The sequence below is a fragment of the Micromonospora sp. NBRC 110038 genome, from assembly GCF_020884815.1.
Taxonomy (GTDB): Bacteria; Actinomycetota; Actinomycetes; order Mycobacteriales; family Micromonosporaceae; genus Micromonospora; species Micromonospora haikouensis.
Genome location: NZ_BBOL01000003.1, coordinates 791,947 through 817,217, shown reverse-complemented (window position 1 = coordinate 817,217; position 25,271 = coordinate 791,947). Strand labels below are relative to the sequence as shown.

Below are 25,271 nucleotides of genomic sequence, written 5' to 3'. Positions count from 1 at the left end.
AGTACGTCCCCGCCGCCGTCCGGCCCGTCCGACCGATTCGCTCCGTTCCGTGGCGGGTCGGCCGCGATGCGTGTCCGCCTTCCCCGCGCCCCGGCCCGGAAACCGTCGGCCGACCGGGAACCGCTCGGCCGGCCCGCCGGTCGACCGGCCGGCCCGGGAACCGGTCAGTCCGTCGGCACCCAGCTCGCGTCGCGCTTCTCCCGGAACGCCAGCACGCCCTCGCGCCCCTCGTCGGACAGGAAGAACCCGGTCGACAGGGCGGCCAGCTCGGCGACCCCGGCCCGCAGGTCGGCCGCCGGCGGGCGGCGCAGCAGCTCCTTGGCCCCGGCCAGCGCGTTCGGCGCCCCCCGCACCAGCGAGGCGCAGGCCCGCGCCACCGCCGCGTCCAGCGCGTCCGCCGGCACCGCCGAGGTGACCAGCCCGATCTCGGCGGCCCGCCGCCCGTCGAAGGTGTCGCCGGTGAGGTACAGCTCGGCGGCGGCCCGGGGCGCCAGCCGGGGCAGCACGGTCGCCGAGATCACCGCCGGGATCACCCCGATCCGCACCTCCGTGAACGCGAACGTCGCCTCCTGCGCGCAGATCGCCAGGTCGGCCGCCGCGATCAGGCCCAGCCCGCCGGCCCGCGCGGGCCCGGCGACCCGGGCCACCACCGGCTTCGGGCACTCCCAGACCGCCGCGAGCACGTCGCCGAGCATCCCGGCCGGGACCGTGCCGCTGGCGTACGCGGCGGCGGTCTCCTTCAGGTCGGCGCCGGAGCAGAAGACGGGGCCGGTGTGGTCGAGCACCACCACCCGGACCGCGTCGTCGGCCACGGCGGCGGCCAGCCCGGCCAGCAGCTCGGTCATCAGCGGCGTGGAGAGCGCGTTGCGGTTGTGCGGGCTGTCCAGGGTGAGGGTGGTCACCCCACGGGCCGTGGCGACCCGCACGAGCGCGGCGGTGGAGGTCATGCCGGGCACACTAGTGGCCATGCCCGGCGTCCTTCCAGAAGGCGAGCCCGTCCCGGCCGACGGCTCGCTGCCCGCCACCGCGACCCGCGCCGTCGGCGCGCGCGGCTTCGGCGTGTACGTGCACGTGCCGTTCTGCGCCAGCCGCTGCGGCTACTGCGACTTCAACACCTACACCGCCGACGAGCTGGGCGGCGGGGCGAGCCGCGAGGGGTACGCCGACACGGTGCTCACCGAGCTGGCGCTGGCCGCCCGGGTGCTCGGCGACGCCCCGCCGCCGCGGGTCGACACCGTGTTCGTCGGCGGCGGCACCCCCACCCTGCTGCCCGCCGACGACCTGGCCCGCATCCTCGACGGCATCGACCGCGCCTGGGGGCTGGCGGCCGACGCGGAGGTGACCACCGAGGCCAACCCCGAGTCGGTGACCCCGGAGTCGCTGAAGACCCTGCGGGCCGCCGGGTACACCCGGATCTCGCTGGGCATGCAGTCGGCCGCGCCGGGGGTGCTGGCGATCCTCGACCGCCGGCACCGCGCCGGCCGGGCCACCGAGGCCGCCCGGGAGGCCCGCGACGCCGGGTTCGACCACGTCAACCTCGACCTGATCTACGGTACGCCGGGGGAGAGCGCCGACGACTTCGCCGCGTCCCTGGCGCAGGTGGTGGCCGCCGGGGTGGACCACGTCAGCGCGTACGCCCTGATCGTGGAGGACGGCACCCGGCTGGCCGCGCGGATGCGGCGCGGCGAGCTGCCGTACCCCTCCGACGACGTGGCGGCGGACCGTTACCTGGCCGCGGAGGCCGCCCTCGACGCGGCCGGTTTCTCCTGGTACGAGGTGTCCAACTGGGCCCGCACGCCGGCCGGTCGGTGCCGGCACAACCTGCTCTACTGGAACGGCGGCGACTGGTGGGGCCTCGGGCCGGGGGCGCACAGCCACGTCGGCGGTGTGCGCTGGTGGAACGTCAAGCACCCGGCCGCGTACGCGAAGCGCCTGGCGGCGGGGGAGTCGCCCGGCCTGGCCCGGGAGGTGCTCACGCCCGACGAGGCCCACACGGAGGACGTCATGCTGCGGCTGCGGCTCGCCTCGGGGCTGCCGCTGGCCGTGCTGGACGACGCGGGCCGCGCCGGGGCCCGGCGGGCCCTCGCCGACGGCCTGCTCGACCCGGCCGGCTACGCGGCGGGCCGGGCGGTGCTCACGCTGCGCGGCCGGCTGCTGGCCGACGCGGTCGTGCGCGACCTGCTGCCCTGACGGGGGTGGCCCCGACCGGCCGGGGGAGCGGCCGGTCGGGGGTCACTTGATCAGGTTGACGGTCATCGGGTAGCGGTAGGGGCTGCCCTCGTTCGCCTTGATGCCGGCGACGATGCCGAAGATGATGCCGACGATCATGGCGCCGAACCCGATCAGGAGCCCCACCAGGATGCAGGTGAGGATCCAGCCGATCAGGGCGATGACCGACCAGAGGAGCTGGAAGTTCAGCGCCGCAACCGCGTGGGCGCGGACCGTCGGCGACTGGTTGCCCCGGGCGAGCAGGGCGATCAGCGGCGCGAGCCAGCCGAGCACGCCACCGCCGAGGAACATCCCCGCCGCGCCGCCGAAGTGGGCGACCAGGACCCAGGTCTTGTCCTCGTTGTTGGCGTAGCCGCCGGAGGGCGGGCCGTACGCGCCGCCGGTCGGATATCCGCCACCGGGCGGGGGGAAGCCGCCACCGGGTGGCGGGTAGCCGGCCGACGGCGGCTGGTCACCGGTGGGCGGCGGATAGCCACCGGGCGGGGGATAGCCGCCCGCCCCGGGGGCCCCGGACAGTGGTGCGGTGGGGGGCTCGTGCCCCGGCGAGCCGTACGGTGCCGACGGGTTCGGCTCCGGCGGGTAGCCGCCGGGGTCGCCCGATCCGGGAGGGCGAGGTGGTTCAGTCATGCACGTCACGGTAGGGGTTGCGGGCAAGCGGGCACCAGAGCGACACCGCCGCGAAGCGGCGGATGTTCGGCCCGCGCACGCAGGCGACGGCCCGCACCGGGCGGCCGTCGACCGGTCGGCGCGCGCCCGGCCGTGCTCCCGCGCGGCGGTCGCCGCACCCGCGGTCCGTCGTTGATCTTACCCAGCACGGGGCAGCCGACGTAGACTGGCACTCGTTACAGTCGAGTGCCAGGCGGCGACGCACCGGCGGAGCGCCGACCTGCGGTGCCGCCGCGCCGCCGGCCCGACATGCGACAGGAGGTGGCAGGGTGGGTCTGGACGACCGCAAGCTCGCCGTGCTCCGCGCGATCGTCGAGGACTACGTCGCCACCCAGGAGCCGGTCGGCAGCAAGGCGCTGGTCGAGCGGCACCAGCTCGGCGTCTCCCCCGCGACGGTGCGCAACGACATGGCGGTGCTGGAGGAGGAAGGCTACATCCGGCAGCCGCACACCAGCGCCGGACGGGTCCCCACCGACCGGGGCTACCGCCTCTTCGTCGACCGGCTGTCCCGCGTCAAGCCGCTCAGCCCGGCCGAGCGCCGGGCGATCGAGCGCTTCCTGGTGGGCGCGGTCGACCTCGACGACGTGGTGCACCGCACGGTGCGGCTGCTGGCGCAGCTCACCCGGCAGGTCGCCGTGGTGCAATATCCTTCGCTCGCCCGCTCCTCGGTGCGGCACCTGGAGCTGGTGCCGATCTCCACCACCCGGCTGATGCTGGTGATGATCGCCGACACCGGCCGGGTCGAGCAGCGGCTGGTCGAGCTGCCCGCGCCGGTGAGCGCCGACGACGTCACCGACCTGCGCCGGCTGGTCAACGAGAAGCTCGTCGGCAGCCGGCTGTCGGAGACCCCGCCGCTGGTGCAGGCGCTGGTCGAGGAGTCGAGCCCGCACCTGCGCGGCACCATGACCACGCTCTCCACCGTGCTGCTGGAGACGCTGGTCGAGCGGCACGAGGAGCGCATCGCCCTGGCCGGCACCGCCAACCTGACCCGGGGCGGCCTGCTCGACTTCCAGGGGTCCCTGCGGCCCATCCTGGAGGCGCTGGAGGAGGAGGTGGTGATGCTCAAGCTGATCGGCGAGGCCGAGTCGACCACCACCCGCGTGCTGATCGGCGACGAGAACGAGATCGACAACCTGCGGGCCGCCTCGGTGGTGAGCACCGGCTACGGCCCGGGGGCGACCGCGCTCGGCGGACTGGGCGTGGTCGGCCCCACCCGGATGGACTACCCCGGCACCATCGCCACGGTGCGGGCCGTGGCACGCTACGTGGGCGAGCTGCTGGCCCAGAACTGACCAGTCAGGGCCGACGGCCGGCTCCGGCCGACGACCGGCGCAACGCGACAAGAACATGAGGACACGGGACGCAGTGGCCAGGGACTACTACGGCATCCTCGGCGTGAGCCGGGAGGCCTCCGACGACGAGATCAAGCGCGCCTACCGCAAGCTGGCGCGGCAGTTCCACCCGGACGTCAATCCGGACCCGGAGGCACAGGAGAAGTTCAAGGACATCAACGCCGCGTACGAGGTCCTCTCGGACGACCGGAAACGGCAGATCGTCGACCTCGGCGGCGACCCCCTCGCCCCCGGGGGCGGTGGCATGGGCGGCCCGGGCGGGCCCGGCGGGGCCGGCCCGTTCGTCGGCTTCCAGGACATCATGGACGCCTTCTTCGGCGGCGCGGCCGGCGGCTCCCGGGGCCCGCGCCCGCGCACCCGGCCCGGCGCGGACGCGATCCTGCGCCTGGAGCTGGACCTGAACGAGACGGCGTTCGGCGTCGAGGCCCCCATCACCGTCGACACGGCGGTGCTCTGCACCACCTGCTCCGGGGCGGGCACGGCGGCCGGCACCCACCTGGCCACCTGCGAGGCGTGCGGCGGCCGGGGCGAGGTCCAGTCGGTGCAGCGCACCTTCCTCGGCCAGGTGGTCTCCGCCCGGCCGTGCACGGTCTGCCAGGGCTACGGCACCACCATCCCGCACCCCTGCCCGACCTGCACCGGCGACGGGCGGGTGCGCACCCGCCGCTCGCTGACCGTCAAGATCCCCGCCGGGGTCGAGGACGGCATGCGCATCCGGCTCGCCCAGCAGGGCGAGGTCGGCCCGGGCGGCGGCACCGCCGGCGACCTCTACGTCGAGATCCACGAGCGCCCGCACGACGTCTACTCCCGCAAGGGCGACGACCTGCACTGCCGGGTCACCGTCCCGATGACCGCCGCCGCGCTCGGCACCCGGCTGACGATCAAGACCCTCGACAGCGAGGAGACGGTCGACGTCAAGGCCGGCACCCAGCCGGGCAGCACCCTGCGGCTGCGCGCCCGGGGCGTGCCGCACCTGCGCGGCACCGGCCGGGGCGACCTCTACGTCCACCTCGACGTGCGCACCCCGACCAAGCTCGACGCCGACCAGGAGAAGATGCTGCGCGACTTCGCCAAGACCCGGGGCGAGGAGGTCGCCGAGCTGAGCAAGCAGGGCGGCTTCTTCTCCCGGATGCGCGACGCCTTCAACGGGCACGCCTGAGGTGTCGGCGCCGCTGTTCCTGGTCGACGCGCTGCCCACCGGCGACTCGCTGACCCTCGGCGGCCCGGAGGGGCACCACGCGGCCACCGTCCAGCGGCTGCGCACCGGCGAGGAGCTGCTGCTGGCCGACGGCCGGGGCGGCACCGCCGCCGCCGTGGTCACCGCCGTCGGCAGGGGCACCCTCGACCTGCGGGTCACCTCCCGGGGATACGTCGACGCGCCCGTCCCCCGGCTCGTCGTGGTGCAGGGCATCGCCAAGGGCGACCGGGGCGAGCTGGCCGTGCAGGCGATGACCGAGGTCGGCGTCGACGAGATCGTGCCCTGGGCGGCGGCCCGCTCGGTGGCGCAGTGGCGCGGCGACCGGGGCGTACGGGCCCGGGAGAAGTGGGCGGCGACGGCCCGGGAGGCGGCGAAGCAGGCCCGCCGGGCGTGGCTGCCGGTGGTGGCCGGCGCCCCCGACGAGTCCACGGCCACGGTGGCCCGCCGGATCGCGGGGGCCGCCGCCGCGTTCGTCCTGCACGAGGAGGCGCAGGAGCCGCTGACCGCCGCCAAGCTGCCCGATGCGGGCGAGATCGTGCTGGTCGTCGGCCCGGAGGGCGGCATCACCGACGCGGAGGTGACCGCGTTCACCCAGGCCGGCGCCCGCCCGGTGCGCCTCGGCCCGCACGTGCTGCGCACCTCCACGGCGGGCGTCGCCGCCCTCTGCGTCCTGGCCACCCGCCTGTCCCGCTGGTGACCCGCCTGTCCTGCCGGTGACCTGCCGCTCCGGTCAGGTGCGCAGGTAGGACGCGCCGTTGAGGTCGACGATCGTGCCGGAGGCCCACTCCGCCTCCGCCGACGCCAGCCAGTGGACCGCCGCCGCGATCTCCTCCGGGCGGGCCACCCGGCCGAACGGGCTCTGCGCCCGGATCGCCGCGCCGCCCTCACCGGCCAGGTGCTCCGTGGTCATGTCGGTCTCCACGAAGCCGGGGGCCACCGTCGCGACCGCGATGCCGTACGGGGCCAGGGCCACCGCGAGGGACTGGCCGAGCGCGTTGAGCCCCGCCTTGCTCGCCCCGTACGCCGGCTGCTCCGGCTCGCCCCGGAACGCGCCCCGCGACGAGACGTTGACGATCCGCCCGCCCCGCCCGCGCATGTGCTGGGCCGCGCACCAGGTCACGTTGGCCGCCCCGGTCAGGTTGGTCTCCAGCACCTGCCGCCAGCGCCGCTGCCAGTCGGCGTAGGACGCGCCGAAGACCGGGTGCGGGGCGTTCCGCTCGCCGTACACTCCGGCGTTGTTGACCAGCACGTCCAGCCCGCCGAGGCGGGCCGCCGCGTCGTCGACCATCACCCGTACCGCCTCGGGGTCGGCCAGGTCCGCGCGGACCACGACGTGGCCGTCGCCCGGCAGCTCCGCGCGCAGCCGCTCGGCCAGCTCCCCGGAGCCCCTGTGGTGGATCGCCACCCGGTCCCCGCCCGCCGCGAACCGCGCCGCCACCGCGCGCCCGATGCCCCGCGAGGCCCCCGTCACCAGCACCGCCCGTGAAGTCACGCGGCCATCATGCCCCAGCCGTCCGGCACCACTTACCATGCCCCGATGGGATCCGACTGCCTGTTCTGCCGCATCGTCGCCGGGGAGATCCCGGCCACCGTCGTCCGGGAGACCGACACCACCCTCGCCTTCCGCGACATCGACCCGAAGGCCCCGGTGCACGTGCTGGTCATCCCCAAGGAGCACTACGCCGACGTGGCGACCCTCGGCCAGGGCGACCCGGCGCTCGCCGGTGAGCTGCTGGCCACGGCCGCCGCCGTGGCCGAGGACGAGGGGCTGCTCGGCGACGGCTTCCGGCTGATGTTCAACACCGGGGCGTACGGCGGCCAGGAGGTCTTCCACGTGCACGCGCACGTGCTCGGCGGCGCGCCGCTGGGCCCGATGCTCTGCCGCTGAGGGGGCGGGCGCGTCCCGCGCGGGCGTCCGTCGCGGGCGCGTCCCGCGCCGAGGTGTTAGGAAGGGGCCCTTCCTATACGGAATGCGTTAGCAAGGGGCCCCTCCTTACACTGCGGGCGTGAGTGGAATCGACGAACGGCTCGGGCGGATGGTGCGGCGGGTCCAGGCCGAGGGGCGGGTGCCGGCGGTCGCGGCGGCCCTGCACCGGGCGGACCGCCCGCTCTGGACCTGCGAGGCCGGCGGCACCGGCAACGACACGGCGCTCGGCCCGCAGACGCTGTTCCGGATCGGCTCGGTCACCAAGACGTTCACCGCCGTGCTGGTCATGCAGTGCCGCGACGCCGGCCTGCTCGACCTCGACGACCCCGTCGGCGCGCACCTCGACGTGCCCGCACACGGCGAGCTGACCGTACGCCGGCTGCTGTCGCACACCTCCGGCCTGCAACGGGAGCCGCACGGCGACGTCTGGGACACCCTGCTCGCCCCCGGGGCGGACGAGCTGCTGGCCGACCTGGCCCGCGCCGAGCGGGTGCTGCCGCCGGCCCGCCGCTTCCACTACTCCAACCTCGGCATGGCCGTGCTCGGCCAGCTCGTCGCCCGGCTGCGCGGCGGCACCTGGGCCGAGGTGCTCGCCGACCGGGTGCTCACCCCGCTCGGCCTGACCGCCACCACCGACCGGCCGGGCCCGGCGGCGGCCACCGGGTTCCTCGTCGACGCGTACTCCGACGAGGCGCACCCCGAGCCGCCCACCGACTTCGCCGCGGTCGGCCCGGCCGGGCAGCTGTGGAGCACCGCCACCGACATGGCCCGCTGGGCGGCGTTCCTGGCCGACCCGGCGGCGCTCGACCCCACCGGCGCGGTGCTCGCCCCGGCGACGCTCGACGAGATGCGCTGGCCGCTGACCGTCACCGACGAGACGGTCTGGGGGGCCGGCTTCGGGCTGGGGCTGATCCTGCTGCCGCAGGGGGAACGGGTCGTGCACGTCGGCCACGACGGGGCGATGCCCGGCTTCCTCGCCGCCGTCTACGGCCGCCGGGGCGGCGACGGCACCCCCGGGGCGATGGGCGCGGCGGTGCTCGGGTCGTCCGGGACCGGCGTGCAGGTCATGGAGCTGCCGCACCGGCTGCTCGCCGCCGCCGTCGAGCACGACCCGGCCGACGTCGAGCCGTGGCGGCCGGGCCCGCCGGCCCCGGAGCACCTGCGCGGGATGCTGGGCCGCTGGTGGGGCGAGGGCTTCGAGTCCGTCTTCAGCTGGCACGACGGCACGCTGCAGGCCCGCAGCGCGGGAGACCCGGCGGGGAAGCCCCCGGCGGTCTTCGCCCCGCTGCCGGACCGGCCGGACGTGTTCCGCACCGTCTCCGGGCGGGAGGCCGGCGAGCTGCTGCGGCTGACCCGGGACGCGACCGGGGCGGTGGTCCGGCTGCACTGGGCGACGTACCGCTTCACCCGGGGGCAGGAGACCTTCGACGGGTACGACTTCCGGCGCTGACGCCCCGGCCAGGCCGGCAGGCCGGCGGCCGGGGGAAATGGGCGAGGTGCCGCCGCGCGGGAAACGTTACGATGGGGGTAACGTCCGATCGCCGCGCCAGCAGGGCCCGGCGCCGAGATCGAGAGCAGGTGCGCAGGGCCCCTCGGCCCGACCCATGACCGGCACCCCACCTCCCGGCCCGCCCCGGGTGCAGACCAGGATCACCGTCCCCGACTCGAAGATCATGGTCAACCTGCTGGGCGCGGGCGACGAGATCCTGCGACTCGTCGAGCGTTCGGTCGACAGCGACGTGCACGTCCGCGGCAACGAGATCACCATCACCGGTGCCCCGGCGGACAACGCCATCGCCGAGCGCCTCTTCAGCGAGCTGCTCGAACTGATCGAGAAAGGCGAGACCCTGACCACTGACGCCGTGCGGCGCACCGTCGGGATGCTGGAACAGGGCGGCACCGAGCGGCCCGCCGAGGTCCTGACGCTCAACATCCTCTCCCGGCGCGGGCGCACCATCCGCCCCAAGACGCTCGGGCAGAAGAAGTACGTCGACGCGATCGACGCGCACACCATCGTCTTCGGCATCGGCCCCGCCGGCACCGGCAAGACCTACCTGGCGATGGCGAAGGCCGTCCAGGCCCTCCAGGCCAAGCAGGTCAACCGGATCATCCTGACCCGGCCGGCGGTCGAGGCGGGGGAGCGGCTGGGCTTCCTGCCCGGCACGCTCAACGAGAAGATCGACCCCTACCTGCGCCCGCTCTACGACGCGCTGCACGACATGCTCGACCCGGAGACGATCCCGAAGCTGATGGCGGCCGGGACGATCGAGGTCGCGCCCCTGGCATACATGAGGGGACGGGCGCAGCCGTACGACGCGCGGGTCCTGACCCCGGAGGGGTTCCGGCCGTTCGGGTCGCTGCGGGTCGGTGACCTGGTCATCGGCTCGAACGGCACGCCCACGCCGGTGATCGGCGTCTACCCGCAGGGGCCGAAGCAGGTCTACCGGGTCACCACCCAGGACGGCGCGTCCACCCTCGCCTGCGGCGAGCACCTCTGGACCGTCGCCACGCCCGACGACAAGCGGCGCGGGCGTCGGCGCACCCTCGAAACCCAGGAGATGATCGGCAAGGAGTGGCGGGGCCACACCCGCCGGTACGAGCTGCCGGTCGTCGCGCCCGTGCAACTGGCGCCGCAGGACGTTCCGCTCGACCCGTACGCGCTCGGGCTGCTCCTCGGCGACGGCTCGATCTCGTGCCGCACGACGCCGGCCTTCTCCACCGCGGACCCGGAGCTGGCCGTCGCGCTCGACGAGGCGCTGCCCGGCATCGCCCTCGTCCGCAAGAGCGAGTACGACTACGTGCTCCGGCACGTCGACGGCCACCGGGGCGGGGTCATCGTCGCCAACCCGGTGACGGCCGTGCTGCGTGAACTGGGCCTGGCCGGGGCGACCTCGGGCACCAAGTTCGTGCCCGAGGTCTACAGGAACAACAGCCTCGACGTCCGGCTGGCCGTGCTCCAAGGGCTGCTGGACACCGACGGCGGGCCGGTCGTCCAGGCGGGGCGCACCTGCCGGGTGCAATACGCGACGACGTCGCCGCGGCTGCGGGACGACGTGGTCTACCTGGCCCAGTCGCTCGGCGGGGTGGCCACCTGGCGGGTCCGGGAGGCCGAGGGGCGTAAGCCCGGCCTGGCCAACGGCCGCCCGGTTCCCTACCGCGCCGACGCCTACGTCGTGGAGATCAGGCTTCCTGCCGGCGTCGCGCCGTTCCGCCTGTCGCGCAAGCGTGCGCTGTACGACGAGCATGGCGGTGGCCGGCCGATGCGGTTCATCGACTCGATCATTCCTGCCGGGGTGCAGGAGACGATGTGCATCCAGGTCGCGGCGGAGGACTCGCTGTACGTGACCGACGACTTCCTGGTCACGCACAACACCCTCAACGACGCGTTCATCATCCTCGACGAGGCGCAGAACACCACGCCCGAGCAGATGAAGATGTTCCTCACCCGGCTCGGCTTCGGTTCCAAGATCGTGGTCACCGGCGACGTCACCCAGGTGGACCTTCCCGGCGGGACGACCAGCGGCCTGCGGGTGGTCCGGGAGATCCTGGAGAACGTGGAGGACGTGCACTTCGCGCAGTTGTCCAGCTCCGACGTGGTGCGCCACCGGTTGGTCGGGGAGATCGTCGACGCGTACGCCCGCTGGGACGCCGAGCGGGAGAACCAGCAGGCGCAGGGCGTGCACGCCGTGCCGGGGCGCACCGCCCAGGGCGGCCGGGCCGGCCGGCGCCGACAGACCTAGGGAACCCAGTTGTCCATCGAGATCGCCAACGAGTCCGGTGTCGACGTCGACACCGACGCCGTGCTCGCCGTCGCCCGGCACGCCCTCGACGAGATGGGGGTCAACCCCCTCGCCGAGCTGTCCGTGCTGCTGGTCGACATCGACTACATGACCGAGCTGAACCACCGCTGGATGGGCGGCGACGGCCCGACCGACGTGCTCGCCTTCCCCATGGACGAGGGCAGCGTCGACCACGGGCCGGGCGAGTCCAGCTCGGCCGGCGGGGAGCCGGCGCTGCTGGGCGACATCGTGCTCTGCCCGGAGGTGGCGGCCAAGCAGGCCGCGACGGCCGGCCACTCCTCGGCCGACGAGCTGCACCTGCTCACCGTGCACGGGGTGCTGCACCTGCTCGGCTACGACCACGCCGAGCCGGAGGAGGAGCGGGAGATGTTCGAGCTCCAGGCCCGGCTGCTGGCCAGCTGGCGGTCGACCCGGTCCGCGTGATGCCCGCACAGGTGTCGGCGGCCGGCGCGGCGGCGGGCCTGCCCGACCTGCAACTGCTCGTCTTCGCGGCCGGGCTGGTGGTGCTCGCCGGCCTGATCGCGATGACCGAGGCGGCGCTGGCCGCCGTGTCACCGGCCCGGGCGGCCGAGCTGGCCCGCGACGGGGCCCGGGGCGCGCGCACGCTCCAGGCCGTCGCCGGTGACGTCGTCCGCCACCTCAACCTGCTGCTGCTTCTGCGGCTGCTGGCCGAGCTGACCGCCACCACGCTGGTCGCGCTGGTGGCGGTCGACACGTTCGGCGCGGGCTGGCGGGCGGCGCTGGTCACCGCCGGCGCGATGACCGTGATCAGCTTCGTGGTGGTCGGGGTCGGCCCGCGTACCCTCGGCCGGCAGCACGCGTACGCGGTCGGCCGGGCCGTCGCGCCGCTGGTGCGCTGGCTGGGCCGGGCGCTCAACCCGCTGGCGTCGCTGCTGATCCTGATCGGCAACGCGGTGACCCCGGGGCGCGGCTTCCGGGAGGGTCCGTTCGCCACCCAGGTGGAGCTGCGCGAGCTGGTCGACCTGGCCGAGCAGCGGGGCGTCGTCGAGCACGGCGAGCGGCAGATGATCCACTCGGTGTTCGCGCTCGGCGACACCATCGCCCGCGAGGTGATGGTGCCGCGCACCGAGATGGTGTGGATCGAGGAGAGCAAGACCCTCTCCCAGGCCCTCGCCCTGTTCCTGCGCTCCGGCTTCTCCCGCATCCCGGTGATCGGGGAGAGCGTCGACGACGTGCTCGGCGTGCTCTACCTCAAGGACCTGATCCGCCGCACCCAGGGCGGCGACCCGGCGGCGTCCCGGCTGCCGGTGTCGGAGCTGATGCGCCCGGCGACGTTCGTCCCGGAGTCCAAGCCGGTCGACGACCTGCTGTCGGAGATGCAGGCCGCGCGCAACCACCTGGTCATCGTCGTCGACGAGTACGGCGGCACCGGCGGCCTCGTCACGATCGAGGACATCCTGGAGGAGATCGTCGGCGAGATCACCGACGAGTACGATGTCGAACGCCCGCCGGTCGAACGGCTGGCGGACGGCGCGGTGCGGGTCACCGCCCGGCTGCCCGTCGAGACCCTCGGCGAGCTGTTCGACGTCGAGCTGCCCGCCGACGAGGTCGAGACGGTCGGCGGTCTGCTCGCCCAGGCCCTGGGCCGGGTCCCGATCCCCGGCGCGGAGGCCGAGGTGGCCGGGCTGCGCCTGGTCGCCGAGGGCACCACCGGCCGGCGCAACCGGATCGACACCGTGCTGGTGAGCCGGGTCGAGCCGACCGACCATCCCGACACCACCCCCGGGCGCGGCGAGCCCGCCGAGTCCCGGGGCACCCAGAACCGAGCCGAGGAGAGGCAACCCGCCGATGCCTGAGTCACCCGCCGCGCCCGCCGCCCTGCCCACCCCGTCCGCGCCGGTCGAGCTGAGCGCCGAGGACGGCAAGCTGGTCATCCTCGCCCGGGGGGCCCGGGGCCGGGTGGGCGCCGTGGAGGGAGCCGCGGTGCGCGACCAGGACGGCCGGACGTACGCGGCGGCGAGCGTGTCGCTGCCCTCGCTGACCCTCACCGCCCTCCAGCTCGCGGTGGCCTCCGCCGTGGCGGCCGGGGCGACGCGGCTGGAGGCCGCCGTCGTGGTGACCGAGGCGTCGACCCTGGACGGGGCGGGGCACGCCGCCGTCCGTGACCTCGCCGCCGACGCGCCGATCCACGTGGCCGCGCCGGACGGCACCGTCCTCGGCACGGTGGTCGAGTGAGCGACGTGCGGGGTGGCCGGGCGGGCGACGTCGGCGGCGGGGGAGCGCGCCCGTACCGGGCGGGGTTCGCCTGCTTCGTGGGCCGGCCGAACGCCGGCAAGTCGACGCTGACCAACGCCATCGTCGGCACGAAGATCGCGATCACCTCGAACAAGCCGCAGACCACCCGGCACGTCATCCGGGCCGTGCTGCACCGGCCGGAGTCGCAGCTCGTCCTGGTCGACACCCCCGGGCTGCACCGCCCCCGCACGCTGCTCGGCGAGCGGCTCAACGACCTGGTCCGCTCCACCTGGAGCGAGGTCGACGTGATCGGCCTGTGCATCCCGGCCGACGAGCCGGTCGGCCGGGGCGACCGGTTCATCACCGGGGAGCTGGCCGAGCTGAAGGCCACCGTGCTGGCGGTGGTGACCAAGACCGACCTGGTGGACAAGAAGCGGCTGGCCGAGCAACTGCTCGCGGTCAGCGAGCTGGGCGAGTTCGCCGCCGTGGTGCCGGTCAGCGCGGTCTCCGGGCACCAGCTCGACACGCTGGTCGACGTGATGACCGGCTACCTGCCCGAGTCGCCGCAGCTCTACCCGGACGACATGCTCACCGACGACCCGGAGCAGGTGCTGGTCGCCGAGCTGATCCGGGAGGCGGCCCTGGAGGGGGTCCGCGACGAGCTGCCGCACTCCATCGCCGTGGTGGTGGAGGAGATGATCCCCGAGGGCAACCTCATGAAGATCTACGCCGACGTGTACGTCGAGCGACCCAGCCAGAAGGCCATCGTGATCGGCCACCGGGCCAGCCGGCTCAAGGAGGTCGGCACCACCGCCCGCCGGCAGATCGAGGAGCTGCTCGGCACCCGCGTCTACCTGGACCTGCACGTCCGCGTGGCCAAGGACTGGCAACGCGACCCCAAACAACTCCGCAAACTGGGCTTCTAACCCCCACCCCACGCCCCGCCCCACGTGCCGGATCGGTGGGCCGGGGCGGTGTGGGTGCGGGTGGGGGCGTTGCCGGTTTCTGGCGGAAGAATGGCGTTTCTCACTTTCGGGGCGGCTCCCTGGGCGTTTTGCGGCGGTGGGCCGGAGGGTAGGAAGCCGTTGCCCCCTCTGCTCCCGACCGGAAGCCGGCTGATGCGAAACCGGTACCTGGACCTGCTCCGTGCCCTGGCGATCGTCCGTGTCGTCGTCTACCACGTGACCGGATGGGCCACGCTGACCCTGGTCTTCCCGGCCATGTCGGTGATGTTCGCGCTCGCCGGTTCGCTGATGGCGGCGTCGCTGGACCGGTCCGGCCCGCCGGCCGTAGGCCGGCGGCTGCGCCGCCTGTTGCCCTCGCTGTGGGTGCTGGCCGCGGTCTTCGTCCCTGCCATGCTGCTCACCGGGCTGCCGCTGACACCCAAGGTGCTGCTGTGGGCGTTCCCGGTCGCCGACCCGCCGGCCAACTACTGGGGGGCGCTGGCGCTCAGCGTGATCTGGTATCTGCGCGACTACCTGTGGTTCGTGTTCGCCTCGCCCGTCGCCCTGTGGCTGTTCCGGCGGGCCCCGTGGCCCACCCTGCTCGCCCCGTACGCGCTGCTGGCCACCATCGAGTTCGGACTGTTCCCCGCCGCGCCCACCGTGCTGCGGGAGTTCGGCCTCTACTTCGGCGCGTGGCTGCTCGGCTTCGCCCACCACGACGGCCTGCTGCGGCGTACGGCCAATCGGGTGCTGGTCCCGGCGGCGCTGGCCCTCGGCGTCGCCGGGGCGGCCTGGATCGCCACCCATCCCGGGCCGCGCGGGTACGACCTGAACGACATCCCGCTGGGCAACGCGTTGTGGTCGGCCGCGTTCATCCTCGTGGCGATCGGCCGGGCCCCGGCGTCGGCGGCCTGGGTGGACCGGTCCGCCGTGGCGGGCCGGGCGGTGACGGTGCTGAACCGGCGGGCGCTCACCGTCTACCTGTGGCACATGCCGTTCGTGGTGGCGCTCACCCCGCTGGTCGACGTGGTCGGCTGGTCCCATCAGGACCCGGTGGGCCTGGCGATCCGGGTGGTGCTGGTCTTCGCGCTGGTCGGCGCGGTCACCGCGGCGGTCGGCTGGGTCGAGGACGTCGCCGCCCGCCGGCCCCCGGAGCTGTTCCCCGGCGGCGCTCGCCCCGAACCGCGCACCCGAACCGGGGCCGGAGCGGGAGCCGGAACCGGGGCCGCCGCCGGCCGCCCCGTGCCGGCCGGCGCCAGCCCTGTGCCCGTCAGTCCCGCCCCGGCCGGCTACGACCGGGCGGTGCTGCCCGCGCCCCGCGCCCCCGAGGAGCACACCCTCAAGCTCAGCGCGCGGTGACCGTCACGTTGCCGCTGTCGGCGGCCACGTCGAGCAGCAGCGACGCGCCCGGGTCGTCGACGATGCCCAGCTCGGCCTCGCCGGAGTCGACGTCCGAGCGCACCCGGTACCGGCCGGCGGGCACGATGAGCTGCACGTCGCCGCTGGCGGCGTGCGCCCGCACCGAGGCCGGGACGGCCAGCTCGACGGTGACGCCGCCGGATTCGGCCTCGGCGTCCACCTGGCCGCCCAGGCGGCTGCCCGTGATGTCGCCCGACGAGGTGCGCAGGGTCGCCGGGCCGCGTACGTCGTCGACCTCGACGTTGCCGGAGCTGGCCTCGGCGCGCACCGCCCCGGTCGCCCGGGTGATCTCCAGGTTCCCCGAGTCGAGCCGGAAGTCCACCTCGCCGACCCGGCTCAGCGTCACGTTGCCCGACCCGGTCGCGCCGCTCACGGCGACGCCCTCCGGGGCGTTTACCTCGTAGGAGATCGTGCAGCGGGAGCCACAGCCGGTGTCGAGCACCAGCTCGTCGCCCCGGATCTCGTACCGGGCCTCGGGCTGGTCGCCGTGGTAGCGCAGCACCCGCTTGATCCGTACCTGGCCGGCGGGGCCGCCGCCGACGACCGTCACGTCGCCCGAGCCGGGCAGCACGGTGACCCGGGCGATCCGCGTCGACTCGACGTCGTCGAAGTCCAGCCGGCGCAGCGACAGGTTGTCGCACCCGGCGAGGAGGATCAGGGCGGCGACGGCCCCGACCGCGACGGCGCGGGCGGGGACGCCGCGGGTGGGGCGGGTGGGGTGGGCGGTCGGGTGCGAGGCCATGGCCGGCACGCTACGGCCGGTCCGGCCCGCCGCGCATCGGGGATCACCCGCCGGGCACCCCGATTCGACCCTGATTCCGTGGGCCGGGGGAGAATGATCGGATGGCCGGGTATCGCCGACAGCTCTACCGCGACGACGCGGTGGTCCTGCGCGTGCAGAAGCTCGGCGAGTCCGACCGGATCATCACCCTGCTGACCCGCCGGCACGGGCGGCTGCGCGCGGTGGCCCGGGGGGTCCGCCGCACCACCAGCAAGTTCGGTGCCCGGCTGGAGCCGTTCGGTCACGTCGACGTGCAGCTCGCCGGCGACCCGAAGGGCAACACCGGCAGTTCGCTGCACAGCGTCAGCCAGGTCGAGGGGATCGACCTGTACGGCAAGCGGTTCCTCGGCGACTATCCGCGCTACACGGCGGCCAGCGCGATCGCCGAGACCGCCGAGCGGCTCACCCCGGTCGAGCGGGAGCCGTCGCTGCGGCTGTTCCAGCTCACCCTCGGCGCGCTCAAGTCGCTCGCCCGGGGCGAGCACGCCACCACGCTGGTGCTCGACGCGTACCTGCTGCGGGGGATGGCCCTGGCGGGCTGGGCGCCCGCGCTGACGGCCTGCGCGGTCTGCGGCACCCCGGGGCGGCACCGGGCGTTCTCCGTGCCGGCCGGCGGCGCGGTCTGCCCGGACTGCCGACCCCCCGGCGCGGCCCACCCCGCCCCGGCGACCGTCGACCTGATGTCCGCGCTCACCACCGGCGACTGGGTGCTCGCCGACGCCACCGAGACCGGCGTACGCCGGGAGTGCAGCGGTCTGGTCGCGGCGCACCTGCAGTGGCACCTGGAGCGCGCGCTACGCTCGCTGCCGCTGGTCGACCGGGGCGGCCCGACGGCCGGCGGTGCCGCCGCCGTGGACAGGGGGAAGACCGAGTGATCCGATCGATGAGGGCCGGCCGGCGTGAGCCGGTGCCGCCGACTCCGCACCCGTCGGGCGCCCGGCCCCCGGCGCTGCCGGCCGACGCGCTGCCGAAGCACGTCGCGATCGTCATGGACGGCAACGGCCGGTGGGCCAAGGAGCGGGGGCTGCCCCGCACGAAGGGCCACGAGCAGGGCGAGCACAGCCTCTTCGACACCATCGAGGGCGCGATCGAGCTGGGCATCCCCTACCTGTCGGCGTACGCGTTCTCCACGGAGAACTGGCGGCGCTCCCCGGACGAGGTCCGGTTCCTGATGGGCTTCAACCGGGACGTCATCCGCCGCCGCCGCGACCAGCTCGTCGACCTGGGCGTGCGGGTCGTCTGGTCGGGCCGCGCCGGCCGGCTGTGGAAGAGCGTCATCTCCGAGTTGCAGACGGCCGAGGAGATGTCCCGGGGCAACTCGACGCTGACGCTGCAGTTCTGCGTCAACTACGGCGGGCAGGCCGAGATCGCCGACGCCGCCGCCGCGATCGCCCGCGACGTGGCGGCCGGCCGGCTCGACCCGGAGCGGGTCACCGAGAAGACCGTGGCGAAGTACCTCTACCACCCGGAGGTCCCCGACGTGGACCTCTTCCTCCGCCCGTCCGGCGAGGAGCGGATCTCCAACTTCCTGCTGTGGCAGACCGCGTACGCGGAGCTGGTGTTCCTCGACACCCTCTGGCCCGACTTCGACCGCCGCCACCTGTGGTACGCGTGCGAGCTGTACGCCCAGCGGGACCGCCGGTTCGGCGGGGCGCTGCCCAACCCGGTCGCCCCGCCGCAGCCCTGACCGGTCCGCAGCCCTGACCGGCCCGTAGGGACGCTTACCGGCGCGGCCGGTGGGGTATCACCTCCGGCAACGGACCCGACGGCGGAGGTGAACCCACATGATTCAGAAGCGGATTGCCCAGTGGGCGGTCATGGCGGTCGCCGTGCCGCTGGCGGCGGCCGGCGCGCGCCGGCTCAGCCACACGCTGGAGGCCCGGCGCGGCCCGACCGGCGTGACCCGGATGCTGACCAGGGGCGCCGACCTGCTGCGCCCGCAGAAGGCGAAGCGCCGCCGGTTCTTCTGACCCGACCGGTTCTCCCCGACCCGACCGCGCCGGTGCCGCCCCCGAAGCTTCGGGGGCGGCACCGGCGCGGTTGCGGCTCAGGCCTCCACTTCGGAGCGGCCCTCGGTGGCCCACAGGGTGTGGAACGAGCCGTCCCGGTCCACCCGGCGGTAGGTGTGCGCGCCGAAGTTGTCCCGCAGCCCCTGCAGCAGCGCGGCGGGCAGCCGCTCGGCGCGCAGCCCGTCGAAGTACGCCAGCGACGAGGAGAACGCCGGCGTCGGCACCCCGGCCCGGGCCGCGTCGACGACGACCCGCCGCCAGCTCGGCACGCCCGCGCTGACCGCCTCGGCGAAGTACGGCGCGACCAGCAGCGACGGCAGCTCCGGCTCGGCGTCGTACGCCTCCTTGATCCGGTCCAGGAAGCGGGCCCGGATGATGCAGCCGCCCCGCCAGATCGTGGCGGTGCCGCCCAGGTCGATGTCCCAGTCGTACTCGCTGCTGCCGGCGCGGATGTGGTCGAAGCCCTGCGCGTACGCGACGATCTTGCTGGCCAGCAGCGCGCGCCGCACGTCCTCGACGAAGGTGTCGCGGTCCTCGACCTGCCACTTCTCCCCGGCGTCGCCGAAGGCGCGGCGGGCGGCCTCGCGCTGGCCGGCGTGCCCGGACAGCGACCGGGCGAACGTCGCCTCGGCGATGCCGGTGATCGGGATGCCCAGGTCGAGCGCGCTCTGCACCGTCCAGCGGCCGGTGCCCTTCTGCTCGGCCTGGTCGAGCACCACGTCCACGAAGGCCCGGCCGGTCGCCGCGTCGGTGTGCCCGAGGACCTCGGCGGTGATCTCGATGAGGAACGACTCCAGCTCGCCGGTGTTCCACTCCCGGAAGATCTCCGCGATCTCCGCCGGGCTCGCCGACAGCCCCGCCCGCAGCAGGTCGTACGCCTCGGCGATGAGCTGCATGTCGGCGTACTCGATGCCGTTGTGGACCATCTTGACGAAGTGGCCGGCGCCGTCGGGGCCGATGTGCCGGCAGCACGAGGTGCCGTCCACCTGCGCGGCGATCTTCTCGAACATCGGGCCGAGCTTCGCGTACGACTCGGCGGAGCCGCCCGGCATGATGCTCGGCCCGAGCAGCGCGCCCTCCTCGCCGCCGGACACGCCGGTGCCGGAGAAGTGCAGCCCCTTGGCGCGCAGCGCCTCCTCCCGCCGCCGAGTGTCGGCGAAGTGGGCGTTGCCGCAGTCGACGATGATGTCGCCCTCGTCGAGCAGCGGCACCAGCTCGTCGATCACCGCGTCGGTCGGTGCGCCCGCCTTGACCATGATGATCACGGCGCGGGGGCGTTCCAGCGAGCCGACGAAGTCCGCCAGGGACTCGGACGGCACGAACGTCCCCTCGTCACCGTGCTCGGCGACCAGGCTGCGGGTCCGCTCCGGCGACCGGTTGTGCACCGCCACCGTGAACCCGTTCCGGGCCAGGTTGCGGGCCAGGTTCCGGCCCATCACCGCCAGCCCCGTCACGCCGATCTGCGCCGTCGCCTGTTGCGTCATCCGTACCCGCCACCTCTCGCGTCGCCTGTAGTGCTGCGACGGTATCGCGCCGCCCGCCGGGCCGGGACCGGTGGTCGACGCGGTGTCACAGTGTGGTGGCGTCCGCCCCGCCGTCGCCGCGCTGACCTGCGGGTCAGCCGATCAGCGGGCGGAACGTGCCCAGGGCGACGCTGACCGCCAGCGCCGCCCCGGCCAGCGCCGCCGCCCCGGCGACCAGCAGCCCGTCGGCGGGGCCGAACCGCTGCCGCCGGGCGACCGTGCGCGGCGTGGCCGCGTCGAAGCCCCGGGCGTCCATCGCCACCGCCAGCCGGGTGCCCCGCCGGATCGCGCCGACCAGCAGCGCGAACGCGGTCGAGACGAACAGCCGCAGCCGGGCCACCGGGTTACGGCCGGCGTCCACCCCGCGCGCCCGCCGGGCCATGCTGATCATCTGCCACTCCTGGCCGAGCAGCGGCACCAGCCGGAACGCCGCCAGCGCGCCGATTGCGAAGCGGGCCGGGGCCCTCGCGTTCTGCACCAGCGCGTCGGCCAGGTCGGTCGGGTCGGTGGTGGCGAAGACGATCACGCCGGGCAGCGCCACCGCGAGCATGCGCAGGGCCAGCCCGAGCGCGGTCAGCAGCACCCCGCTGGTGATCGCCACCGGCCCCGCCTCGACCAGCGTCCGGCCAGTGCGCTCGGCGGCGAACAGGACCAGGGTCACCACGATGCCGGCGGCGCTGAGCAGCAGCGGGGCGGCCCGGCGGGCGAGCACCCCGTACCGGATGCCGAACAGCGGCAGCACGGCCAGCTCGACGCCGATGGCGACGGCCGGCGCCACCGGGTCGAGGGTGGCGAGCAGGGTGAACGAGAAGACCAGCGCGGCGGCGACCTTCGCCACGGGGTTGCGCCGGGCCAACGGGGCGCCGGGCACGGCCACCGGAGAGATGCTGATCACGCCGCCACCGCCCGTCTGCGGCCGGTGCCGGTCACGCCGCCACCGCCGCCGGGTCGCGGGCCAGGGTGAGCCGCCGGTCGGCCAGGGCCGCCACGAAGTCCGCGTCGTGGGTGACGGCGACGACGCCGTGCCCGCCGTCGCGCAGCTCGGCGAACAGGTCCACCAGCTCCAGCCAGGTGCGCCGGTCCTGGCCGAAGGTGGGCTCGTCGCAGACCAGCAGGCGGGGCGCGGTGGCCAGGGCCGTCGCCACGCTCAGCCGCCGCGCCTCCCCACCCGAGAGGGTGTACGGGTTCGCGCGCGCCAGCCGGGCCAGGCGCAGCCGGTCCAGCAGCCCGTCGACGGTGGCCCGGACGGCGGCCTCGCCGTGGCCGGTGCGGCGCGGGCCGAGGGCCAGCTCGTCGTAGACCGTGCCGGTGACGAACTGGTGCTCCGGGTCCTGGAAGACCGACCCGATCCGGCGGGCCAGGGCGGGTGCCCGCCAGCGGTGCGGCGCGGTGGCGGCGTCCCGCCCGGCCAGCTCCCGGGTCGCCGCGACCCGCCCGGCCCCGGGCCGCAGCAGGCCGCCGAGCAGCAGCGCCAGCGTCGACTTGCCCGCACCGTTCGGGCCGAGGACGGCGAGCGCCTCGCCGGCGCGTACCGCCAGGTCGGTCGGGGCGAGGCGGGGCGGCAGGGCGGCCCCGTCGGCGGTGAGCAGCGCCTCGCCGGGGGCGGCGGTGGCCCGCCGGGGCGGCACCGTCCGGCCGGGCACCCAGACCCCCTCGGCGGCGAGCGCGTCGCCGTGTGCGGCGAAGACGGCCTCCGGCGGCCCGTCGGCGCGCACGCCGCCGCCCGGCTCCAGCACCACCACCCGGTCGACTAGCGGCAGCGCCTCGGCGACCCGGTGCTCGACCAGGACCAGCGTGGTGTCGGCGGTGACGGCGTCGGCCACGGCCCGGCGGACCAGCGCCGCCCCGGCCGGGTCGAGGTTGGCGGTCGGCTCGTCGAGCAGCAGCAGCCCCGGCCGCGGGGCGAGCGCCCCGGCCAGCGCGAGCCGCTGCTGCTCGCCGCCGGAGAGGGCGGCGGTCGGACGGTCCCGGTCGTACGGGAAGCCGACCCGGCGCAGCGCCTCGTCCACCCGGGGCCAGATCTCACCGGCGGGCACGCCCCGGTTCTCCAGCCCGAACGCGACGTCGTCGCCGCAGCGGGCCATCACGAGCTGGCTCTCCGGGTCCTGGAAGACGATGCCGACCCGGTCCCGGTCGGCGCGGGGATCGACGCCGTCGACCTCGACGGTGCCCTCCTGCTCGCCCGAGTCGTCGGACAGCAGCCCGGCCAGCGCGGCCAGCAGCGTGCTCTTGCCGGCCCCGGAGGGCCCCAGCAGCAGCACCCGCTCGCCGGCCTCGACGCTCAGGTCCACCCCGCGCACCGCCCAGGCCCGCCGCCCGGCGTGCCGCCACCCGAACCCCCGCAACACCACCCGTGCCGTCACCCGTCCCCCTTCCCGGTCGGCCTGTGGACGCTCCCGCTAGATCGGGGTGCGGGCGCGGGCGGCGGGGAAGCGGTCCAGGGCGCCCGTGGTGAGCAGGGCGCGCAGGAGGGCCCACGCGCCCCCGCCCGCGATGATCGTGGCGCTGACCACGGTGAGCAGGGCGTACGGGAGGCGGTAGCCGGTCAGGTCGTACTCGGCGTTCCACACGAGGAAGTCGAACAGGGCGGCGCCGACGCCGGTGAGCGCCCCGGCGAGCAGCGCGGTCGGCAGCCGGAAAGAGCGGTAGCGGAACGCGGCGAACGCCAGCTCCGCGCCGAGGCCCTGGACCATGCCCTGCGGGATCACCGTGCCGGCCCACTGGCTGCCCAGCAGGGCGGACAGGACGGCGGCGACGGTCTCGCAGTACAGGGCCGCGCCCGGCTTGCGGATCACCAGGCCGCCGAGCACGGCCGGCATCAGCCAGACGCCGTAGAGCAGGGTCTGCGCGGGCGGGAAGAACGCGAACGCCCCCTCGGTGGCGCTCCAGACCAGGCCCCAGGCCCAGAAGATGACGCCGAAGGCGACGGCGATCACCGAGGCGACCACGATGTCGATCGTGCGCCAGCGGTTGCTGTCGGTGTGGTTCATGGTGGCTCCCAGTCCTTGACGAACCAGGAGAAGACGCACGCCGCGCCCGGTGGCACCGGACGTCGACGCGGCTGGAGGTCGACCGAACTCCCTGCGCTGGCATTACCCAGATCAGGTTCGAGGGTCTGCGGGCGGTGCCCGCACTCTCAGCGCTGTGCGCTCCCCTGTCGGATGTGAAGTTGTCTCCCCGACGCTAACACCCGGGAAGATCACCGGGCAAAGTGATCTTTCCGCAGCTCACCAGGGAGGATCCCGGAACCCGGTCACCGCCGTTTCGGCGTCGTTCATCGACCCGGCCCGCTGGGCGCGATAGTGTCGCGCCGCCGAACCTCACCCGCCTCCAGGGAGCAGACCGTGGCGTCGACGACCGACAGCTCCGCGCCGCCCGTCGGCCCCGACGGACGGGCCCCGGCGACGGGGCAGGGCGGCGGGGACGGGCCGGACGTACCCCAGGGGGAGGCGGCGTCGGGCGGGCCGCGACGGTCGGTCGGCGGCCGGATCGGCTCGGTCGAGGTGCTGGCCGCGCTGCTGGTCCTGCTGATCGTGTTCCGCGCGCCGCTGACCGACGCGCTGTCCGCGCCCCGGCTGCAGACCTGGACGACGGTCTTCGTCTCGGTGCTCGTGCAGGCCGTGCCCTTCCTGGTCTTCGGGGTGCTGCTCTCGGCGGTGATCGCGGTCTTCGTGCCGCGCTCGTTCTGGGCCCGGGCGCTGCCCCGGCACCCGGCCCTCGCGGTGCCGGTGGCCAGCGCCGCCGGCGTGGTGCTGCCCGGCTGCGAGTGCGGCTCCGTGCCGATCGCCGGGTCGCTGATCCGGCGCGGCGTCACCCCGGCGGCGGCCCTGGCGTTCCTGCTCGCCGCCCCGGCGGTCAACCCGGTCGTGCTCGCCGCCACCGCCGTCGCCTTCCCCGGCGCACCGGAGATGGTGCTCGGCCGGGCGGTGGCCAGCCTGGTCGTCGCCATGGTCATGGGGTGGCTCTGGCTGCGGCTCGGCCGCGCCGACTGGATCCGGCTGCCGCGCCGGCCCGAGCTGGACGGGGCGTCGCGCGGCGCTGCCTTCTGGGCGGCCGTGCGGCACGACGTCGTGCACGCCGGGGGCTTCCTGGTCGTCGGCGCGATGGCCGCCGCCAGCATCAACGTGCTGGTGCCGGAGCGCTGGCTGCAGACCCTCGCCGACTCCCCGGTGCTGTCGGTGCTGGCCCTGGCCGTGCTCGCCGTGCTGCTGTCCATCTGCTCGGAGGCCGACGCCTTCGTCGCGGCGTCGCTGTCGCAGTTCTCCCTCACCTCCCGTCTCGTCTTCCTGGTGGTCGGTCCGATGGTCGATCTCAAGCTGATCTCCATGCAGGCCGGCGTCTTCGGCCGCCGGTTCGCGGTCCGGTTCGCCCCGGCGACGTTCGTGGTCGCCGTCGGCGTGGCCGGCCTCGCCGGGGCGGTGCTGCTGTGAACCGGCAGGCGCAGGCCGTCGTCCTGCTGCTGCTCGGCGGCGCGGTGGTCCGGGCCAGCGTCACCGACCTCTACCTGCGCTACGTCAAGGAGGGGCTGCGGCCGTTCCTGATCGCCGCCGGGCTCGTGCTGATCGCCGCCGCGGTCATGACCCTGTGGTACGACCTGCGCCCCGCGCCGCGCGGCGACGCACCCGCGTCCGGCGGCGACGGGCCCGCGTCCGGCTCCGGCTCCGGCGGGCAGCCGGAGGACGACGACGGGCACGGGCACGGCCACCACGGGCCGCGCGTCGGCTGGCTGCTCCTGCTGCCGGTGCTCGGGCTGCTGCTGGTCGCCCCGCCGGCCCTCGGCTCCTACGCGGTGGGCCAGGCCGGCACCGCGCTCGCCGGCCAGCAGCAGTCGGACTACCCGCCGCTGCCGCCGGGCGACCCGGCCCCGGTCACCGTCCTCGACTACGCCTCCCGGGCCCTGTTCGAGCGGGGCGCGTCGATCGGCGAGCGGCGGGTCCGGCTCACCGGGTTCATCGCGCCCGGCCCCGACGGGCAGCCCATCCTGGCCCGCATGGTGCTCTCCTGCTGCGCCGCCGACGGCCGCCCCGTCAAGCTGGGCATGACCGGCGACGTGCCCCTGGGCCTGCCGCCCGACACCTGGGTCGAGGTCACCGGCCGCTACAGCGACCGGGTCGGGCGGGACCCGGTCAACGACGCCGAGATCCCCTACCTCGCCGTGGAGTCCTGGCGGGAGGTGCCCGCCCCGAGAAACCCGTACGAGTGACCGGCCCCGGCCTGGGTAGGCTGC

At 75.1% G+C, this 25,271-nt stretch carries 24 protein-coding genes, 3 pseudogenes and 1 riboswitch; of the genes and pseudogenes, 19 read left to right on the top strand and 8 right to left on the bottom strand.

Annotation, left to right across the window (positions count from 1 at the left end; translation table 11 throughout):
* Positions 1-164 precede the first annotated feature (164 nt).
* A complete protein-coding gene (locus tag LPU61_RS15385; protein WP_043966775.1) occupies positions 165-947 on the bottom strand; it encodes an enoyl-CoA hydratase-related protein in 783 nt (260 codons plus the stop codon).
* A 19-nt stretch (positions 948-966) separates the two neighbouring features.
* Here LPU61_RS15385 and hemW point away from each other — a divergent pair, with 19 nt between their 5' ends.
* Positions 967-2,190: a radical SAM family heme chaperone HemW gene (hemW, locus tag LPU61_RS15380; protein ID WP_229405255.1), complete on the top strand. Its 1,224-nt coding sequence runs from the start codon at positions 967-969 to the stop codon at positions 2,188-2,190.
* Positions 2,191-2,232: 42 nt separating this feature from the next.
* On the opposite strand, the gene LPU61_RS15375 is transcribed toward hemW, so the two are convergent.
* Positions 2,233-2,856, bottom strand: coding sequence for a DUF4870 domain-containing protein (locus LPU61_RS15375; protein ID WP_043966777.1), 624 nt, complete (start codon positions 2,854-2,856; stop codon positions 2,233-2,235).
* A gap of 308 nt (positions 2,857-3,164) precedes the next feature.
* Between LPU61_RS15375 and hrcA the strand changes: the two genes are divergently transcribed.
* The 3 genes from hrcA to LPU61_RS15360 all read left to right on the top strand — a co-directional run bounded on the left by hrcA (position 3,165) and on the right by LPU61_RS15360 (position 6,142).
* Positions 3,165-4,187: a heat-inducible transcriptional repressor HrcA gene (hrcA, locus tag LPU61_RS15370; RefSeq protein WP_043966779.1), complete on the top strand. Its 1,023-nt coding sequence runs from the start codon at positions 3,165-3,167 to the stop codon at positions 4,185-4,187.
* A 73-nt stretch (positions 4,188-4,260) separates the two neighbouring features.
* On the top strand, positions 4,261-5,406 hold the full coding sequence (gene dnaJ / locus LPU61_RS15365; protein ID WP_229405307.1) for a molecular chaperone DnaJ: 1,146 nt from the start codon (positions 4,261-4,263) through the stop codon (positions 5,404-5,406).
* Position 5,407: 1 nt separating this feature from the next.
* A complete protein-coding gene (locus LPU61_RS15360; RefSeq protein ID WP_229405254.1) occupies positions 5,408-6,142 on the top strand; it encodes a 16S rRNA (uracil(1498)-N(3))-methyltransferase in 735 nt (244 codons plus the stop codon).
* Positions 6,143-6,175: 33 nt separating this feature from the next.
* On the opposite strand, the gene LPU61_RS15355 is transcribed toward LPU61_RS15360, so the two are convergent.
* The gene (locus LPU61_RS15355) at positions 6,176-6,937 is read right to left on the bottom strand and encodes an SDR family NAD(P)-dependent oxidoreductase (protein ID WP_229405253.1); all 762 of its coding nucleotides are present in this window, start codon (positions 6,935-6,937) and stop codon (positions 6,176-6,178) included.
* A gap of 45 nt (positions 6,938-6,982) precedes the next feature.
* Between LPU61_RS15355 and LPU61_RS15350 the strand changes: the two genes are divergently transcribed.
* From LPU61_RS15350 to LPU61_RS15305, 10 genes and pseudogenes are all read left to right on the top strand, one after another.
* Positions 6,983-7,333 carry a histidine triad nucleotide-binding protein gene (locus tag LPU61_RS15350; RefSeq protein ID WP_077938743.1) on the top strand — a complete coding sequence of 117 codons (351 nt, stop codon included), beginning with the start codon at positions 6,983-6,985 and terminating at the stop codon, positions 7,331-7,333.
* 148 nt (positions 7,334-7,481) lie between these two features.
* Positions 7,482-8,822, top strand: coding sequence for a serine hydrolase domain-containing protein (locus LPU61_RS15345; RefSeq protein WP_374199682.1), 1,341 nt, complete (start codon positions 7,482-7,484; stop codon positions 8,820-8,822).
* Between the two features lie 154 nt (positions 8,823-8,976).
* Positions 8,977-9,672 (top strand): annotated as a pseudogene (locus LPU61_RS15340) (PhoH family protein); the annotation flags it as partial.
* Positions 9,661-10,479: pseudogene (locus tag LPU61_RS15335) on the top strand (LAGLIDADG family homing endonuclease); the annotation flags it as partial. The pseudogenes LPU61_RS15340 and LPU61_RS15335, both read left to right, overlap by 12 nt.
* Before the next feature lie 264 nt (positions 10,480-10,743).
* Positions 10,744-11,112, top strand: a pseudogene (locus LPU61_RS15330) (PhoH family protein); the annotation flags it as partial.
* 9 nt (positions 11,113-11,121) lie between these two features.
* Positions 11,122-11,595: an rRNA maturation RNase YbeY gene (gene ybeY, locus LPU61_RS15325; RefSeq protein WP_043966793.1), complete on the top strand. Its 474-nt coding sequence runs from the start codon at positions 11,122-11,124 to the stop codon at positions 11,593-11,595.
* Positions 11,571-12,989 carry a hemolysin family protein gene (locus LPU61_RS15320; RefSeq protein ID WP_043969227.1) on the top strand — a complete coding sequence of 473 codons (1,419 nt, stop codon included), beginning with the start codon at positions 11,571-11,573 and terminating at the stop codon, positions 12,987-12,989. Before ybeY ends, LPU61_RS15320 begins: the two co-directional genes overlap by 25 nt.
* Positions 12,982-13,368 (top strand): hypothetical protein, encoded by a 387-nt coding sequence (locus tag LPU61_RS15315; RefSeq protein ID WP_043966794.1) that lies wholly within the window; start codon positions 12,982-12,984, stop codon positions 13,366-13,368. The genes LPU61_RS15320 and LPU61_RS15315 overlap by 8 nt, the downstream gene beginning before the upstream one ends.
* Before the next feature lie 5 nt (positions 13,369-13,373).
* Positions 13,374-14,294, top strand: coding sequence for a GTPase Era (gene era, locus LPU61_RS15310; protein ID WP_043969228.1), 921 nt, complete (start codon positions 13,374-13,376; stop codon positions 14,292-14,294).
* Positions 14,295-14,486: 192 nt separating this feature from the next.
* Positions 14,487-15,671: an acyltransferase gene (locus LPU61_RS15305; protein ID WP_229405251.1), complete on the top strand. Its 1,185-nt coding sequence runs from the start codon at positions 14,487-14,489 to the stop codon at positions 15,669-15,671.
* Here LPU61_RS15305 and LPU61_RS15300 read toward each other — a convergent pair.
* The gene (locus LPU61_RS15300) at positions 15,658-16,473 is read right to left on the bottom strand and encodes a DUF4097 family beta strand repeat-containing protein (RefSeq protein ID WP_229405250.1); all 816 of its coding nucleotides are present in this window, start codon (positions 16,471-16,473) and stop codon (positions 15,658-15,660) included. The genes LPU61_RS15305 and LPU61_RS15300 overlap by 14 nt on opposite strands.
* 101 nt (positions 16,474-16,574) lie before the next feature.
* Between LPU61_RS15300 and recO the strand changes: the two genes are divergently transcribed.
* The 3 genes from recO to LPU61_RS15285 all read left to right on the top strand — a co-directional run bounded on the left by recO (position 16,575) and on the right by LPU61_RS15285 (position 18,482).
* Entirely contained in the window at positions 16,575-17,387 is an 813-nt protein-coding gene (recO, locus tag LPU61_RS15295; RefSeq protein ID WP_043966796.1) for a DNA repair protein RecO, read from the top strand.
* Between the two features lie 8 nt (positions 17,388-17,395).
* The gene (locus tag LPU61_RS15290) at positions 17,396-18,199 is read left to right on the top strand and encodes an isoprenyl transferase (RefSeq protein WP_144420451.1); all 804 of its coding nucleotides are present in this window, start codon (positions 17,396-17,398) and stop codon (positions 18,197-18,199) included.
* A gap of 97 nt (positions 18,200-18,296) precedes the next feature.
* Positions 18,297-18,482, top strand: coding sequence for a hypothetical protein (locus LPU61_RS15285; protein ID WP_077938759.1), 186 nt, complete (start codon positions 18,297-18,299; stop codon positions 18,480-18,482).
* A 77-nt stretch (positions 18,483-18,559) separates the two neighbouring features.
* Here LPU61_RS15285 and gndA read toward each other — a convergent pair whose 3' ends face one another.
* The 4 genes from gndA to LPU61_RS15265 all read right to left on the bottom strand — a co-directional run bounded on the left by gndA (position 18,560) and on the right by LPU61_RS15265 (position 23,034).
* On the bottom strand, positions 18,560-20,005 hold the full coding sequence (gndA, locus tag LPU61_RS15280) for an NADP-dependent phosphogluconate dehydrogenase (RefSeq protein ID WP_077938760.1): 1,446 nt from the start codon (positions 20,003-20,005) through the stop codon (positions 18,560-18,562).
* A gap of 133 nt (positions 20,006-20,138) precedes the next feature.
* On the bottom strand, positions 20,139-20,939 hold the full coding sequence (locus tag LPU61_RS15275) for an energy-coupling factor transporter transmembrane protein EcfT (protein ID WP_229405249.1): 801 nt from the start codon (positions 20,937-20,939) through the stop codon (positions 20,139-20,141).
* A 31-nt stretch (positions 20,940-20,970) separates the two neighbouring features.
* The gene (locus LPU61_RS15270) at positions 20,971-22,407 is read right to left on the bottom strand and encodes an ABC transporter ATP-binding protein (protein WP_229405248.1); all 1,437 of its coding nucleotides are present in this window, start codon (positions 22,405-22,407) and stop codon (positions 20,971-20,973) included.
* Positions 22,408-22,443: 36 nt separating this feature from the next.
* A complete protein-coding gene (locus LPU61_RS15265; protein ID WP_229405247.1) occupies positions 22,444-23,034 on the bottom strand; it encodes an ECF transporter S component in 591 nt (196 codons plus the stop codon).
* 70 nt (positions 23,035-23,104) lie between these two features.
* Positions 23,105-23,210, bottom strand: a riboswitch (TPP riboswitch).
* Between the two features lie 322 nt (positions 23,211-23,532).
* Between LPU61_RS15265 and LPU61_RS15260 the strand changes: the two genes are divergently transcribed.
* Both LPU61_RS15260 and LPU61_RS15255 read left to right on the top strand, forming a co-directional pair.
* Entirely contained in the window at positions 23,533-24,474 is a 942-nt protein-coding gene (locus LPU61_RS15260) for a permease (RefSeq protein WP_043969230.1), read from the top strand.
* Positions 24,471-25,247 carry a TIGR03943 family protein gene (locus LPU61_RS15255; RefSeq protein ID WP_043966803.1) on the top strand — a complete coding sequence of 259 codons (777 nt, stop codon included), beginning with the start codon at positions 24,471-24,473 and terminating at the stop codon, positions 25,245-25,247. Before LPU61_RS15260 ends, LPU61_RS15255 begins: the two co-directional genes overlap by 4 nt.
* The last annotated feature ends 24 nt before the right edge of the window (positions 25,248-25,271 follow it).

Bases quoted from the DNA above. Each gene is read 5' to 3' on its own strand.
- LPU61_RS15385 (WP_043966775.1), bottom strand. From the start codon at position 947: ATGACCTCCACCGCCGCGCTCGTGCGGGTCGCCACGGCCCGTGGGGTG.
- hemW (WP_229405255.1), top strand. From the start codon at position 967: ATGCCCGGCGTCCTTCCAGAAGGCGAGCCCGTCCCGGCCGACGGCTCG.
- LPU61_RS15375 (WP_043966777.1), bottom strand. From the start codon at position 2,856: ATGACTGAACCACCTCGCCCTCCCGGATCGGGCGACCCCGGCGGCTAC.
- LPU61_RS15350 (WP_077938743.1), top strand. From the start codon at position 6,983: ATGGGATCCGACTGCCTGTTCTGCCGCATCGTCGCCGGGGAGATCCCG.
- LPU61_RS15345 (WP_374199682.1), top strand. From the start codon at position 7,482: ATGGTGCGGCGGGTCCAGGCCGAGGGGCGGGTGCCGGCGGTCGCGGCG.
- LPU61_RS15315 (WP_043966794.1), top strand. From the start codon at position 12,982: ATGCCTGAGTCACCCGCCGCGCCCGCCGCCCTGCCCACCCCGTCCGCG.
- LPU61_RS15305 (WP_229405251.1), top strand. From the start codon at position 14,487: ATGCGAAACCGGTACCTGGACCTGCTCCGTGCCCTGGCGATCGTCCGT.
- LPU61_RS15300 (WP_229405250.1), bottom strand. From the start codon at position 16,473: ATGGCCTCGCACCCGACCGCCCACCCCACCCGCCCCACCCGCGGCGTC.
- recO (WP_043966796.1), top strand. From the start codon at position 16,575: ATGGCCGGGTATCGCCGACAGCTCTACCGCGACGACGCGGTGGTCCTG.
- LPU61_RS15290 (WP_144420451.1), top strand. From the start codon at position 17,396: ATGAGGGCCGGCCGGCGTGAGCCGGTGCCGCCGACTCCGCACCCGTCG.
- LPU61_RS15285 (WP_077938759.1), top strand. From the start codon at position 18,297: ATGATTCAGAAGCGGATTGCCCAGTGGGCGGTCATGGCGGTCGCCGTG.
- gndA (WP_077938760.1), bottom strand. From the start codon at position 20,005: ATGACGCAACAGGCGACGGCGCAGATCGGCGTGACGGGGCTGGCGGTG.
- LPU61_RS15265 (WP_229405247.1), bottom strand. From the start codon at position 23,034: ATGAACCACACCGACAGCAACCGCTGGCGCACGATCGACATCGTGGTC.